Source organism: Tumidithrix helvetica PCC 7403 (assembly GCF_965232925.1).
GTDB lineage: Bacteria > Cyanobacteriota > Cyanobacteriia > Pseudanabaenales > Pseudanabaenaceae > Tumidithrix > Tumidithrix helvetica.
Genome location: NZ_CBDDRA010000003.1, coordinates 86532 through 100985, shown reverse-complemented (window position 1 = coordinate 100985; position 14454 = coordinate 86532). Strand labels below are relative to the sequence as shown.

The 14454-nt window shown below is 44.4% G+C and carries 16 protein-coding genes and 1 pseudogene; 11 read left to right on the top strand and 6 right to left on the bottom strand.

Annotated features, from left to right (window positions below; translation table 11 throughout):
- Positions 1-24: 24 nt before the first annotated feature.
- The 4 genes and pseudogenes from ACP2WE_RS04140 to ACP2WE_RS04125 form a co-directional block, all read left to right on the top strand.
- Positions 25-756, top strand: coding sequence for an energy-coupling factor ABC transporter ATP-binding protein (locus ACP2WE_RS04140; RefSeq protein WP_425214335.1), 732 nt, complete (start codon positions 25-27; stop codon positions 754-756).
- Between the two features lie 65 nt (positions 757-821).
- On the top strand, positions 822-1229 hold the full coding sequence (locus ACP2WE_RS04135) for a ChuX/HutX family heme-like substrate-binding protein (protein ID WP_425214334.1): 408 nt from the start codon (positions 822-824) through the stop codon (positions 1227-1229).
- A 205-nt stretch (positions 1230-1434) separates the two neighbouring features.
- Complete coding sequence (locus ACP2WE_RS04130) at positions 1435-1893, top strand: DUF3531 family protein (RefSeq protein WP_425214333.1); 459 nt, start codon at positions 1435-1437, stop codon at positions 1891-1893.
- Positions 1894-2086: 193 nt separating this feature from the next.
- Positions 2087-2383: pseudogene (locus tag ACP2WE_RS04125) on the top strand (restriction endonuclease subunit R); the annotation flags it as partial.
- A 174-nt stretch (positions 2384-2557) separates the two neighbouring features.
- Here the strand turns inward: ACP2WE_RS04125 and ACP2WE_RS04120 are convergent.
- Both ACP2WE_RS04120 and ACP2WE_RS04115 read right to left on the bottom strand, forming a co-directional pair.
- Positions 2558-3592: an HNH endonuclease gene (locus ACP2WE_RS04120; protein WP_425214332.1), complete on the bottom strand. Its 1035-nt coding sequence runs from the start codon at positions 3590-3592 to the stop codon at positions 2558-2560.
- 138 nt (positions 3593-3730) lie between these two features.
- Complete coding sequence (locus ACP2WE_RS04115) at positions 3731-4066, bottom strand: MgPME-cyclase complex family protein (protein WP_425214331.1); 336 nt, start codon at positions 4064-4066, stop codon at positions 3731-3733.
- Positions 4067-4269: 203 nt separating this feature from the next.
- Between ACP2WE_RS04115 and ACP2WE_RS04110 the strand changes: the two genes are divergently transcribed.
- The gene (locus tag ACP2WE_RS04110) at positions 4270-4914 is read left to right on the top strand and encodes a hypothetical protein (protein ID WP_425214330.1); all 645 of its coding nucleotides are present in this window, start codon (positions 4270-4272) and stop codon (positions 4912-4914) included.
- Between the two features lie 38 nt (positions 4915-4952).
- Positions 4953-5690: a WecB/TagA/CpsF family glycosyltransferase gene (locus ACP2WE_RS04105; RefSeq protein ID WP_425214329.1), complete on the top strand. Its 738-nt coding sequence runs from the start codon at positions 4953-4955 to the stop codon at positions 5688-5690.
- 296 nt (positions 5691-5986) lie between these two features.
- Here the strand turns inward: ACP2WE_RS04105 and lipA are convergent, their stop codons facing one another.
- A complete protein-coding gene (lipA, locus tag ACP2WE_RS04100; RefSeq protein ID WP_425214328.1) occupies positions 5987-6859 on the bottom strand; it encodes a lipoyl synthase in 873 nt (290 codons plus the stop codon).
- A 281-nt stretch (positions 6860-7140) separates the two neighbouring features.
- Between lipA and ACP2WE_RS04095 the strand changes: the two genes are divergently transcribed.
- Entirely contained in the window at positions 7141-7716 is a 576-nt protein-coding gene (locus ACP2WE_RS04095) for a response regulator (protein WP_425214327.1), read from the top strand.
- A gap of 149 nt (positions 7717-7865) precedes the next feature.
- Positions 7866-9896, top strand: coding sequence for an NAD(P)H-quinone oxidoreductase subunit 5 (locus tag ACP2WE_RS04090; protein WP_425214326.1), 2031 nt, complete (start codon positions 7866-7868; stop codon positions 9894-9896).
- Positions 9897-9978: 82 nt separating this feature from the next.
- On the opposite strand, the gene sodB is transcribed toward ACP2WE_RS04090, so the two are convergent.
- A complete protein-coding gene (sodB, locus tag ACP2WE_RS04085; RefSeq protein WP_425214325.1) occupies positions 9979-10581 on the bottom strand; it encodes a superoxide dismutase [Fe] in 603 nt (200 codons plus the stop codon).
- 214 nt (positions 10582-10795) lie between these two features.
- On the opposite strand from sodB, the gene ACP2WE_RS04080 reads away from it, so the two are divergent.
- The gene (locus ACP2WE_RS04080; protein WP_425214324.1) at positions 10796-11158 is read left to right on the top strand and encodes a DUF6464 family protein; all 363 of its coding nucleotides are present in this window, start codon (positions 10796-10798) and stop codon (positions 11156-11158) included.
- An 18-nt stretch (positions 11159-11176) separates the two neighbouring features.
- Here ACP2WE_RS04080 and clpS read toward each other — a convergent pair whose 3' ends face one another.
- Positions 11177-11485 carry an ATP-dependent Clp protease adapter ClpS gene (clpS, locus tag ACP2WE_RS04075; protein ID WP_425214466.1) on the bottom strand — a complete coding sequence of 103 codons (309 nt, stop codon included), beginning with the start codon at positions 11483-11485 and terminating at the stop codon, positions 11177-11179.
- Positions 11486-11766: 281 nt separating this feature from the next.
- Between clpS and groES the strand changes: the two genes are divergently transcribed.
- Entirely contained in the window at positions 11767-12078 is a 312-nt protein-coding gene (groES, locus tag ACP2WE_RS04070) for a co-chaperone GroES (RefSeq protein WP_425214323.1), read from the top strand.
- Positions 12079-12199: 121 nt separating this feature from the next.
- Positions 12200-13831 carry a chaperonin GroEL gene (groL, locus tag ACP2WE_RS04065; protein WP_425214322.1) on the top strand — a complete coding sequence of 544 codons (1632 nt, stop codon included), beginning with the start codon at positions 12200-12202 and terminating at the stop codon, positions 13829-13831.
- 136 nt (positions 13832-13967) lie between these two features.
- Here the strand turns inward: groL and ACP2WE_RS04060 are convergent, their stop codons facing one another.
- Positions 13968-14387, bottom strand: coding sequence for a hypothetical protein (locus ACP2WE_RS04060; protein ID WP_425214321.1), 420 nt, complete (start codon positions 14385-14387; stop codon positions 13968-13970).
- Positions 14388-14454: the final 67 nt, after the last annotated feature.

Genomic DNA, 14454 nt, shown 5'->3' with positions numbered 1-14454 from the left:
TACTTAGGATTAGAATCTGCTTTTATGGCATCGATCGCGTTACAGCAAGTCAGTTTTAAACAAATTCTCACAAACATCTCTGTAACGATCGCCCATGGCAGTCAAACAGCATTGGTGGGGTCAACTGGGGCAGGTAAGTCTACGCTGTTAAGGTTGCTCAATCGACTGAGCGATCGCACCGCAGGCAAAATTTTCATCGATGGCAAGGAAATTTTCGAGATCCCCGTACCCATTTTGCGCCGCCAGATTATGCTCGTGCCGCAGGAAGTCAGCCTTTTGGGAATGACCGTTGCCGAGGCAATTCGCTATCCCTTAACCCTGCGCGGTTTTCCTGCCCCAGAAATTCAAACAAGGTTTCAAACATGGTCAGAGCGATTGAAACTTGACAGCAAACTCATGGGGCGTGCCGAGGTGGAGCTATCTTTGGGGCAAAGGCAATGGGTGGCGATCGCCCGTGCCTTGATTGCAGAGCCAGAGGTAATCATGTTGGATGAACCCACTTCTGCTCTCGATCGCGGCTTAGCCCAATTATTACTCGACACCCTGCAAGCATTAACGCGATCGCCGCAACCACAAACCGTAATTATGGTCAACCATCAGCTCGAACAGGTGGCTGGCTGGTGCAGCCATGTGATTCAACTGCACAAGGGGCAGCTGACGCTATCTCAGCCCGCAGATGCGATCGATTGGCAAGACCTCGATCGGGTATTGAAACAGGCGATCGAAAATCAAACAGATGATGATGAATGGGATTGAGACGCGATCGAGGTAGATGTGGTTTAATTTGCTTAACTAACTTAGCGATCGCATAAAAATTTAGCATGGCTCCCACTTTAAAAGATTTTTTAGAAGAATGTGATTCCCTCGGCTTAGTACGTCTAATCGTGACGAATGCAGGGGCAGTTTTAGAGGCAAAAGGCAAGCTCGAAAAGCTGTTTTATGCCGAGCTTCCTAAGGGTAAGTATGCCAACATGCACTCCGAGGTGTTTGAGTTTCACCTAAATATGGACAAAATCGAACGCGTCCGTTTTGAAACGGGTGAAGCGAAGCGAGGAAACTTCACAACCTATGCAATCAGGCTATTAGATGCAGCGGATGAATCGCAACTCAGCATTTTTGTGCAATGGGGCAAACCAGGTGAATATGCTCTAGGTCAAATCGAAGCTTGGGAAGCGCTCAAGGTCAAATATGGCGAAACTTGGACACCAGAAAAGCTAGAAAGCATCTAGTTTTGTCTTTTCGATAGAATCTACACCTTGAAGAGAATTACCCCACCCTAGTCCTTCGCTTGAAAAGGCGAGGGAACTAGATTTCGATCTTCTCGATCTTCTCCCTACCCTGCGGGAAATCGCTTTGCGGATACTGTTATGGGGAATTAAAGGGGTAAGCCAGACTTGTTTGTTCGCAGTAGCCTTAAAAAGGGGTAGAAAAATTATGGAAGTTAGATTTCGTGAATGTGATTGGTTCGATCTATGGATCTGGGTGGAATTTAGCGAGTTTCCATCAGAAGCAGAAAAACAGTTTTTAGATGAATTATTTAACTCTTGGTTCTTGATGGGAAAGCTTGGTGGTTTTAATGCAGGGAATCTACAAGTACAAGAAACAGGCGTAGATATTAGCTATTTTAATTACGACGAACAAGCTGCCGAAGAAGACTTTATGGCGGTGATGCACAACATGAGCGATGTGGAATATGAAAATGCCTGGGCAAGATGCTGGGTTGACTTGGGAACTGCTGATGCGATCGCTTTGGACACGCTAATTAATTCTCTCCGTCAACTCAGCCGTGAATACGTGCAAATCAAACAGGTGGTTATTGGCGGACAAAATGAGGACTGGATTGTAGAAAGTAAAGAAGAACGCGATCGCGCCGAACGTAACGGCGAGTATTAATTACACTTCTCCCAGTGGAAAGAATTCCATCGCGATCGAAGAACGGTGTGGCATACTTGGTTGCTATCCCCTACATATCTTAAAAATCAGCTTTTGTGGGGATATGAGATCGGACAAATTAAAACGAGTGGAGAATCATCCTGTGCGCTTAGAGCTAAAACTAAAGTTGAGTGGAAGAATAATGAAACTCAACTTTTGGGTGCTGGTAATTGAAGCCGAAAACTCTGCGATTGACTCCCTAGAGGGTTTACCCCAACTTTTAACCTATGCCTACAAAAGTCTAGAAAGACAGTCATCTGTTTGGGGGCTAACTACAAATGGAACGCGCTACGACTTCTTTTATATCCAGTAAGGAAATTCTCCCAAAGATCCCCCAAGTTATAGACCAATGCCTTCAATTAACTTTATGGAACCCGAATCAGGAATAAAACTACTTCAGGTACTCAAGGCAATCTGTAAGCTGCAAAATAAAAATGGAATCAATAATTGACTTAATTGAAGAAGTTAAAGCAGAGCTTGCCAAATTTACTTCTGATAGAGCAAGGCGTTCAGGTTGTATGCGATCTGGTCGCTGTGGACGGACTCTGCTTTTGTCTTTCTTGCCATTTTGACTTACCAACGCGATCGGGCTGTAGAGTAAAGCACCGAGTTAAAAAATGCTTTGCTACAGCCTTGTAGTGTCTTTATTACTCTTTCCAATATTGCATTTTTTGCATAAAGTTTGCAAATTACTCATTTCATCAGAACCTCCCTTTGACCTAGGAATAATGTGATCGACTTCTAGTAGAACACCATCCTCTCGTGCTGATCTGCCACAGCTTAGACATTTCCATTGATCTCTGGCTAGAACAGCCCACCATTTACCTGCCCTTACAAAAGAATAACTATCTAATTCAGGTATCTCTTCGAGTGTAATATCTTCATTGTCTATATCTTTATTTTCATAATTATCTTCATTATCGCGAATGTAGACATACCATTCCTTAAATTGGTCAAGCATTCTTTCAAGATCAGGTTCTTCTCCTTCAGCAATACGAATAAACGATTCCTCTAGCGCATATAGTAATACGAACGCAATAATTAACTCAGTAAATCCTCGCCCCGAATCTAATGGAAAGTAATAACTTGGTGACACAAACCTGATATAGCTATTTTCTGGGTTAATTGACTCGTGCAATGGTAGAAATGAGCCGTATGAGATATGAGTTAAAGATAAAAGTGGAAGAAGGATTTTGCTGTGTTTTTCAATTAAGGCTGCAATTTCCGCTATGTAGGCATCATCAACATACTGACGAAATGGAAGTAAATCAACGTACATTGTTCCATTAGGCAATACCTTAAATGTTAGGTAGGATACATGGAGAACAAAAGGCTTACCATCTCTCTTAATAATTCTAAGTGGTCTGTCGCGCCTCCTTTTTGCTCCTACTCCAATATGAACAATGCCGTAGTCCTTATTTTCCTTTGCTTTCTCCCGATGATTCGGACAATAAACAAATGTCATCGTTTCATATGGATTGAGGTCATATACCTGTGCAACGATATCAAGAGTATAGCGGAGCAGTATTTCTAAGCGAGGGAAAAAATAGTTCTGTAAAGTTGCAAGCTTGTTTTTAGTATCAGGGATACTGAAAATTTGAATATCTCTTTCTTCAAAAATTACCTCGTCAATATTTGAAGTGTTTTGAGAATTCGCCATACAGAACTTGTGAGATAGATAACTATGAATATAACAACCCCACTAGAGAATGAGGAATTACGATATGGCGGCTAAATCGAGTGATGATAGTACCCTTCGCTCAAACTGCCGCCTCCGAAATAAACTCAATCCATCTAACTAAGCTTTTACCAGCGATGCAAGCGGGTCGGAAATTGTAGCACTTGGAGCAACGAACTCACCTGTGGCGACAAACTCAAGGCGTAGTTTTAGCCAGCGAATGACTTGAATATCGGTGGAAATCACTGCTGCCGCAGGTAGCGGACATTGCTGTTTGAACGCTGCCATTTCAGGGGCTTCTAAAAATGCTGGCGATTCTACCAACCAAAAGTCGATCTCTTTTTCGCGATCGGCATAGTTTTTCTGGCGTTCTTTTAACGATTCTTGCAGTGGGTTTTCTTCCAACAGGAATTTCCGACTGGCTAAGACAAAATAATACGTGGTTTGGTCAGACATAAATAAAACTGGAAAAGACTCCATATCTAATCTTATAGCGATCGCTGACGCTTGTTTGTGAACCTATGTCAACCGCAAAAGGTAGCGATCGCGTGGGATAAATCTATTCCCCTATAAAAATTGCGATAAAATCTTAAATACTTATGAGGGCTATAAGGATGTTCAACTGGGCTAAAAGGGCTTTGACCCTTGGTTTAACCTGTATGGGAAGTTTTAGTGCGACCGTAGGTCTGAATATTGCTGCGGCTACAGCACAGTCAGACAATGTAGTTGTCTATGTAAACGGTAGCGATCAAACCACACTCAACCTCGTTCGTCAAGTCGTATCCAATCCAATTGTGGGCTCGGTAGATGGGCAAAGCTCAGTTATTGCTGGGGCATTCGATCAAGCTTCGGCGGATTTGGTCACCAAGCAACTAAAAAGTCGGGGACTGGCCGCCCAACAAACCCTTTATCGCACGCAACAACAAGTCGCGAATACATATACCTATCCAACCCAATATCAGTACGTCGCCTCTAATGCGATCGCTCCCTGCGTTCAGCAAGCTTATACTGGCTCGACGACCTACACAACCGCAAGCAATTATGGCGGCAATACCGTACTCACAGGTACCGAAACAGGTGGATTTAGTAACGGTCAAAATCGCTACGTTACGGCGATACCCTTAAGTTCAGGAGGGGCAGACGAACTCATGAGAGTGCGGCAAATTATTCCCACAGCCTTTATCGCTAAATCCGATCGTGGCAGTTATATTTATGCAGGGGGTTACCCTAACCGCGATAGTGCAGAATCCTTAACATTCTTTTTGCGATCGCGCGGCATTAATGCAAGGGTATTGTATTTTTGATGGTTAAGTTCTTTCAAGATTCAATCTAGGTGAGGTTCGTGCAGCAATTTTCTGTCTTAAATTTGCCCGTACATATTCATAACAATTATTTAAACTGGCTAGAGCAGCGCTTGCAGCAACAGCAGGGAACCCATGTCGTTACCCTCAATGCTGAGATGGCAATGCAATCGCGGCAGAATAGGGAATTGGCAGATGTGGTGGGGCAAGCAGAGTTGGTGGTGCCTGATGGGGCGGGGGTGGTGTTGTTTTTGCGATCGCAGGGGCAATCGGTCGATCGCTGTCCTGGGATCGAGTTAGCAGAAAGCATCGTGCAGTCCTCAGCCCAAAATCAATGGCAAGTCTTTTTAATCGGTGGGGCTGAGGGGGTGACTGAGACCGTCGCACAAAAATGGCAGCAAAAGTTTGAAGATTTAGCGATCGCGGGAACCCATCACGGCTACTTTGACACGAGTGGCGAACAATCTCTCTGCGACCAACTCCAAGCATCCCAACCCCATCTAATTTTGGTCGGCTTGGGCGTACCCAGACAGGAGCTATGGATTAAACAGCATCGCCATCTCTGCCCCCAATCTGTTTGGATTGGCGTAGGCGGCAGTTTTGATATTTGGGCAGGGTTAAAAACTCGCGCTCCCCATTGGTTACGAGATAACAATCTAGAGTGGGTTTATCGTCTCTATAAAGAACCCTGGCGTTGGCGCAGAATGCTGGCTCTCCCGCACTTTGTCTGGTGCGTAACTTGGGATTCTCTAGGTCAAAAACTATCAAAACCGCAATAAATCCAGTGGATTTTGCAATTGCACTCAGTAATTCAGTCAGTCAATGTTGGCTTCGACTCTGCTCAGCCAGCGTTGACGGTATATTTTCCCTAAGAGATCCACTTCATCCATTACATCCTTTTATCCATCGAATCTGCAATCAAAACCTGACAAACAAGCTAAATTGCTGATGTGATCTAGAACTATTCATGTCAATTTATAGTTGCGTCTCAATTGTTTCATTGAACAAGAGCTAGCGGGGGTGGATTTACTGACGTTGCCAGCCTCGCTATTTTTTTGCGTCTACTCATAATAATTCAAATTGCCTCACTAGCATGATAAGAACTTCGCACGAGTGCGCCCGATCGCACATGACTAAACCCGATCTGTTTTGCGATTTCACCCAAGCGATCGAACTCAGAGGGAGTCCAGTATTTCTTTACAGGTAGATGGTCTAAAGAGGGTCTGAGGTACTGCCCAATCGTGAGAGATGTGCAGCTAATCGCATAGAGATCTTGCAGGGTTTCTACAATCTCAGGCTCCGTTTCACCATGCCCAACCATTAATCCTGATTTTGTTGTAATTTTAGGATCTAGCTGCTTAACGAACTCTAATACTGATAGCGATCGCTCGTACTTTGCCCCCCGCCTTACCACCCCTTGTAGCCTTCTCACGGTTTCAATGTTGTGGTTATAGCAAACAGGAGATGCCAAGACGACTGTACTAATGCAGGTGCGGTCTCCCCGAAAATCTGGGGTCAACACCTCAATTTTGGTCTGAGGTCTGGTTTGACGAATTGCAGCGATCGTCTTTACAAAGTGTCCTGCCCCTTGATCGTTGAGATCGTCTCTTGCCACTGAGGTCAGCACAACATAATCAAGTCCCAATAGATCGACAGCTTCTGCAACTTTTTGAGGTTCCTCAGGGTCGAGAGCCATAGGTTGATGCCCTTTATCGACCTGACAGAAAGCACAACTGCGGGTACAGGTTGGCCCCATTAGCAAAAAAGTTGCCGTTTTCTGGGCATAGCACTCAGCCCGATTTGGACAACGACCTTCTTCGCAAATGGTATGAATACCCCTTTGTTTGATAATTTGTTGTACTGTAGAAATCTCACTTGCTTTACCAAGTTTTGGGCGTAACCAATCTGGTAGACGCAGGGCTTCAGTCGTCGCTCTAGATACGTTCATAATTTCAGGATTATTTAGAAACTTGGGATTATTCAGAAATTTGGGTGAGTTCCTCTGGATGACAATCTACAAATTCTGCGCTAGATTTGTTGGCAAAATCAGACGGTCGCTAAGAGTAAAAAACAAATAAAATAAACCGAAAACTTTGAAATCGTCGAATACAAGTGTAGAATCGTCACTTAAAAATTTTATATACAGTTTGAAGTAACTCTTACAAACAGTAACCATCCTAGCCTTTGTAAAGCATTGAACCAATTGAACCAACTGAGGGGTTATCAGCAGTGGCAGCGCACAAAATATTAGTCATCGATGATAGTAAAGTAATTCGCAACATGCTGCGGGACATGTTACCGCCAGCCAATTTTGAAGTACTGGAAGCAGCTGATGGCGTCAAGGGGCTAGAAATGATCCAAAAAGAAAAGCCTTGGATGATCATGCTGGACTTTTTGCTACCCCGAATGAATGGGTTTGAAGTTTATGAAAACTTGCAACAAAACCGCGAGTTAAAGCGAATCCCCCTATTACTGATGTCGGGTCGCAAACAGGAATGGACTAGTAAAATTCCTGAACCCTTTGAAGACAAGTACCTTGTTTTCATTGAGAAGCCGTTTGAGCAAAAATCATTGATCGCGGCAATCAAAAAAGCGATGGCTCTCGGACAAAAACGTCCACCAGATACTTCTGTAGCCGTTGTTCCTTCCCATCAAACACAATCTACGATCTCAGAAGCCAGTCCAGAACTACTCAAGCAAATTGAAGCGTTAGACAAGCGCGTTAAAATGCTGGAGCAACAGGTTGTCAATCAACACAAGCAAATGCAACAACTTGTCGATTTTATTAAGAAAAAAATCGGTTGATTTCTACGTACTGAAACCAGATCGAAATCTTAAATCTTGTCGATCTTAGGTAGTAATGCTCACAGATTACAGTAGCTCTTGCGATCGCTATAGTAAACTAACCTGTGGAGCGAATCTACAAATACTCAAGAGCTTAAACCCTCCAAAATATGGACTTAGCATATCAATATGCCTGGATGGTTCCAGTGCTACCGCTTTTAGCGGCTCTAATTATTGGGCTAGGGCTAATTACATTTAACAAAGCCACCAATAAACTACGACAAGCTTGTGCTGTTCTTAGTGTCTCTGCTACTGGGGCAGCCATGTTTCTTTCCTTCAATCTCCTTTGGAGCCAGATTCAAGGACATGAAACCTATCTCGCAACATTTGAGTGGGCACAAGCGGGAAGTTTTCACCTCAACATGGGCTTTGTCATCGATCACCTTACCGCTTTGATGCTGGTGATTGTAACCACTGTTGCCTTCTTAGTGCAGATTTATACAGATGGTTACATGGCACATGACCCAAGCTATGTAAGGTTTTATGCCTATTTGAGCTTGTTTAGTTCTTCGATGTTAGGGCTGGTGGTCAGTCCTAATTTAGTACAGGTCTACGTCTTCTGGGAATTGGTGGGAATGTGTTCTTACCTCCTAGTTGGCTTTTGGTTTGACCGTAAAGGGGCAGCGGATGCCTGTCAAAAAGCCTTTGTAACCAACCGTGTAGGTGATTTTGGGTTGCTACTCGGTATGTTAGGTCTTTACTGGGCAACAGGTACGTTTGAGTTTAATGAAATGGGTGTAAGGCTGACGGAACTGGTTGAATCTGGTTCTATCAGTGTCTTTCTTGCTACCTTATTCGCTGTGCTTGTATTTATGGGGCCTGCGGCGAAATCAGCCCAGTTTCCCTTACATGTCTGGCTACCTGATGCTATGGAAGGTCCAACCCCGATCTCAGCCCTGATCCATGCTGCCACGATGGTCGCTGCAGGTGTATTTTTGATCGCTCGCATGTTCCCCGTGTTTGAAGATCTGCCCGCTGTGATGAATATCATTGCTTGGACAGGCGCTTTCACGGCATTTCTGGGGGCAAGTATTGCAGTTACGCAAAACGACATCAAAAAAGGTTTGGCATACTCCACCGTTTCTCAGTTGGGATACATGGTGATGGGTATGGGCGTTGGAGCCTATGGTGCTGGCTTATTTCACCTGATGACCCATGCCTATTTTAAAGCCATGATGTTTCTGGGCTCTGGCTCTGTGATTCACGGTATGGAAGCAGTGGTGGGACACGATCCCGATTTGGCTCAAGATATGCGTGTGATGGGTGGGTTACGCAAGTACATGCCGATTACTGCGATCACATTCTTTATCGGTACTTTGGCAATTAGCGGTATTCCCCCGTTTGCAGGTTTCTGGTCAAAGGATGAAATTCTTGCCTCGACTTTTAGAGCAAATCCTGCGCTATGGTTGATTGGCTTTTTGACAGCAGGGCTTACGGCTTTTTATATGTTCCGTATGTACTTTAATACCTTTGAGGGTGAGTTTAAAGGTACGGACAAAAAGCTATTGGCAGAGGTCAAAGCGCTCAATGCTAAGACGACAGAGCAAGCAGGTCATGATTCTCATGATTCTGGTAGTCATGGTACTCACCATCATGCCAGCAAGCCCCACGAGTCACCCCTATCGATGACCTTCCCCTTAATGGCTTTGGCAATTCCATCGATGTTAGTTGGCTTGGTCGGGACGCCTTTTGGCAATTATTTTGAGCAATTCATTCATGCGCCGAAAGAAGTTGTCGAGTCTTTGCCCGTCGAAGGCTTAACCCCTGAGTTTTTGATCATGGCAGGTAGCTCGGTGGGAATTGGCTTGATTGGAATTTCGTTAGCAATCCTGATGTACTTGCAAAAGAAAATATCTGCCGATGCGATCGCTAAATCGATCCAACCCCTTTACCTGTTTTCCAAAAACAAATGGTACATTGACGAACTCTATGAATTCTTGTTTGTGAGTGGCTCTCGTCGCTTGGCACGTCAGGTTTTAGAAGTAGACTCTAAAATTGTCGATGGTGCTGTCAACCTCGCTGGCTTTGTCACGGTAATTACGGGTGAAGGACTGAAGTACTTTGAAAATGGCAAAGCGCAGTTTTATGCCCTTGTGATTTTCATTGGTGTCTTAGGATTGGTGATCTTCTCATCAATTTAGGTTTGATTGCCGAATTACGAACAAACAAAAAAGGGTGAACTCGTTCACCCTTTTTTGTTATTAAAGCGTAATGATATCAAACTTAGGCAGCAGCTAGATTTTGGGCAACAACATCCCAATTAATCAGATGATCCACAAAGTTTTGCATAAAGTTGGGGCGGCTATTTTGGAAGTCTAGATAATAGGCATGTTCCCAAACGTCCATAGTCAAGAGAGGAACTTGTCCCGCATGAACTAAAGGGTTCTCAGCGTTAGGAGTTTTAGTGACTTTCAACGTGCCACCTTCTTTTACCAACCAAGCCCAGCCACTGCCGAATTGGGTAGCACCAGCATTTTTGAAATCTTCTTTGAATTTATCAAAGCTGCCAAAACTTGTATCGATCAGCGCAGCAAGCTCACCTGTAGGTGTACCACCACCATTGGGCTTGATGCCATTCCAGTAAAAGGTATGATTCCAAACCTGCGCAGCATTGTTAAAGATGCCAGCCTTGCCTTCTTTAAAGCTAGTTGTAATGACCTCTTCTAAAGATTTGCCAGCCAAATCAGTGTCTTGTACGAGTTTATTGAGGTTATCTACATAGGCTTTATGATGCTTGCCATAGTGAAACTCTAATGTCTTAGCTGACATGCCTGATGACTCAAGCGCATTCATGTCATAGGGCAATGCAGGAAGTTCAAACGCCATTATTCTGCTCCTCTCTAAGTAATTTGCTTAGCTTTCTTAGGTTTAAGTATTGTTACAATTATATGCTACATCGTAAACCGTAATTCTTGCTACAACGCACTTAGTCCAACAAGTAGTGAAGTGAAACTAGCTTCAATCCTTGTCATTCACAAGGGGATTTTTATGAGCCCGAACTCATCCAGATTTACATCATTTAATATTTAAAGTCTGTACTATGCAAATATCTGCTTTGCCTACAGAGGTTCGGGTGATTTATCCCGATCGCTACTTGGGCAAGATCTACCTAGACTGGATGCCCCAACCCGGAAATTATTTAGAACTGGAGGGCAAGCCTTACACAGTTTTAGAGCGCCGCCACCGCTATCAGTTTAGAAATGGTCGCTACGCATTATTTAACATTGTCTTATACGTCCAACCCAGTCAGAAACCCTCAGAAAATAGCTTAGTAGATGGCCGCTGGGTGGTTGGTGATGCCACCTGTCGGTTTAACGCACGTTCGGAAATTATGCGTTGTGCCGTCAATCCCCTTGGTCCTTGTGAGGGTTGTAGATCTTGGGAAAAGACAGCAGAAGCTTAGGTGTTTGCCGATCGCCAATCAAGCTGGCTCAAGTGGAGCCATAGTCAGATCGGACTGTTTTAATTGCGCGTGATAAAGTTCGGCTTGTTCTTGTGGCCCGACCCAAACGATCGCCAATCCTTCGAAATGCACCTGATTGGTTAGTTCCCACGCCAGTGTCTCAGTCATGGCAGGAATATATTTCAGCAAGCTTTTAGCTACATGCTCAAACGTATTAAAGTCATCGTCAAGAACGATGACTTTATAGTTAGGGTAAGGCTTTTTAACAACGGACAAAACCGTCTGACTTGCTTTATCAGGGGCTTGAGTGGCAGCAACAATAGGCATCATAAATTGTGTTTCCAACTCCTAGTTCCTCATTATAGTCAAAATGATTTTGACATTTACCGCTTTTTTGGGGCAAGTATCGCGCTAGTTCGGTAAACCACACTCGTATATGTAATTCAGTTTCCGCTAAATTAGCACTCAGCAGTGAAGAGTGCTAATTTAGCTCTTAAGCCTCTACCGCATCGATTGCTTTGAATATTACCAACTCGTTAATCTTCAAGCGATCGCCATTGCATGGGTTCCCAGAGCTATGTAAATGTTAACGAATTAGGTTGATAACTATGGCAGCAACGTCTTTAAATATTTCTACTGTAAAGCCTTTAGGCGATCGCGTATTCATCAAAATCAGCGCGAAAGAAGAAAAAACTGCAGGAGGTATCTTTTTACCTGATACCGCAAAGGAAAAGCCTCAAGTAGGAGAAATCTCCGCCGTAGGTCCTGGCAAACTTGACGACAAAGGCGTTCGTCAGGCTCTTGATGTCAAGGTTGGCGATAAGGTTCTCTACTCAAAGTACGCAGGTACTGATATCAAGATCGGCAACGATGAATATGTATTGCTGGCTGAGAAAGATATCTTAGCGATCGTGGAATAAAACAGCGATCGGCGCTTAGCTCTAAAAAAAATAGCTAACCGTTAATAGCTAACTGCTAACAGTCTTGAGATAACGGACAACGGACAACGGATAACTCACAACTTAACAACCAACAAAAACTATGGCAAAGAGAATCATTTATAACGAAGATGCACGTCGCGCTCTAGAACGAGGCATGGATATCTTGGCTGAGGCAGTGGCTGTCACCCTTGGACCTAAAGGCAGAAATGTCGTTCTAGAAAAGAAATTTGGTTCGCCTCAAATCATCAATGATGGGGTCACCATTGCCAAGGAAATTGAATTAGAAGATCACGTTGAAAATACAGGTGTGGCGCTAATTCGTCAAGCCGCTTCTAAGACAAACGATGCTGCTGGCGACGGAACCACCACGGCAACCGTTTTGGCTCATGCGATTGTCAAAGAAGGCATGCGTAACGTTGCCGCTGGTGCAAATTCGATCGCACTCAAGCGCGGTATTGACAAGGCATCTAGTTTCCTCGTAGAAAAGATTGCCGCTCACGCGCGTCCTGTAGAGTCCTCTACTGCGATCGCCCAAGTAGGTACGATTTCTGCTGGTAACGACGAGCAGGTTGGCAAGATGATCGCCGAAGCCATGGACAAAGTCGGCAAAGAAGGCGTGATCTCGCTCGAAGAAGGCAAGTCGATGACGACTGAACTAGAAATCACTGAAGGGATGCGCTTTGATAAGGGCTATATCTCTCCTTACTTTGTTACCGATAGCGAACGCATGGAAGCTTCCCTTGAAGATCCTGCCATCTTGATTACTGATAAGAAAATCGGTATGGTACAAGACCTCGTACCCGTTTTAGAGCAAGTTGCTCGTGCTGGTCGCCCGCTCTTGATCATTGCTGAAGACATTGAAAAGGAAGCACTTGCTACCCTGGTTGTGAACCGTCTGCGCGGCGTGTTAAACGTCTGTGCAATTAAGGCTCCTGGATTTGGCGATCGCCGCAAAGCCATGCTAGAAGATCTCGCCGTCTTGACTGGCGGTCAAGTGATTACTGAAGATGCTGGACTTCGCCTTGATACAGTCAAGCTTGACTCACTCGGTCGGGCCCGTCGGATCACCGTTACCAAAGACAGCACCACCATTGTTGCCGAAGGTAATGAAGTCGCTGTCAAATCTCGTTGCGAACAAATTCGCCGTCAAATTGAAGAAAGCGATTCTTCTTTTGATAAGGAGAAGCTCCAAGAACGCTTGGCAAAACTATCGGGTGGTGTAGCCGTAATTAAAGTCGGTGCTGCAACTGAAACTGAAATGAAGGATCGCAAGTTCCGTTTGGAAGATGCAATCAATGCAACCAAAGCTGCGGTTGAAGAAGGTATCGTTCCAGGTGGTGGTACGACCTACGCTCACTTGGCTCCAGAATTGGAAACATGGGCAAAAGCCAACTTGACTGGTGAAGAACTCACGGGTGCGCTGATTGTTTCGAAGGCACTTTTGGCTCCTGTCAAACGGATTGCTGAAAATGCCGGTCACAATGGCGCAGTAATTGCCGAGCGCGTGAAAGAACTAGAATTCAACACTGGCTTTAATGCCATGACCAGTCAGTTTGAAGATATGTTCGAGGCTGGCATTGTTGACCCTGCCAAGGTGACACGCTCTGCCTTGCAAAATGCTGCATCGATCGCTGGCATGATTCTTACCACAGAATGTATTGTTGTCGATAAGCCCGAAAAAGAGTCTGCTCCTGCTGGTGGCGGCATGGGCGGCGGTGACTTCGATTACTAATTGCCTGAGAATGGCTCTTAGCGGATCGCGCATTTAAACGTTAAAGCTGGCTCTAGCAATTTACTAGAGCCAGCTTATTGTTTGGCTTGTTTCCATAGTGTGCGAGATCGAGAAAGCCCAATCTCTCAAAAAAAACCTAATGTGAGTAGTACCGATAGTGCCTGTGGTAGGAGTAAGGATTGTTGTTATAGATATAAACCTGCCCAGGAAATGGAGATACAGGCGTTGTTATGATTGGAAGATTATAGGGATTGGAACTGGTAGGAAGGTTATAGGGATTGGAACTGGTAGGAAGGTTATAAGGATTTGGTACTTGATAGGAAGAGTTGGGTTGAGTATAGATCGGTACGACATTCTGATACTGACGATTGCGGGGATGAGAATGATGGTACAAGTGTCGATCGTATGAACCATATTGATTAGGAGTGCCATATTGAATGATCACTCTAGTGTTACCACTGTTGAAACTCGTACCAACAGACAGATCTGCGTAAGCTGGGATGGCGAAGATATTCGCGATCGCCAAGCTGGTTATGCCTAAAATTAAAGATTTCATAGATTTAATTGGTGTGTGAAGGGGCAAGCCTATACCTATATTTTATAACAACTTCAATTTTAGGAAT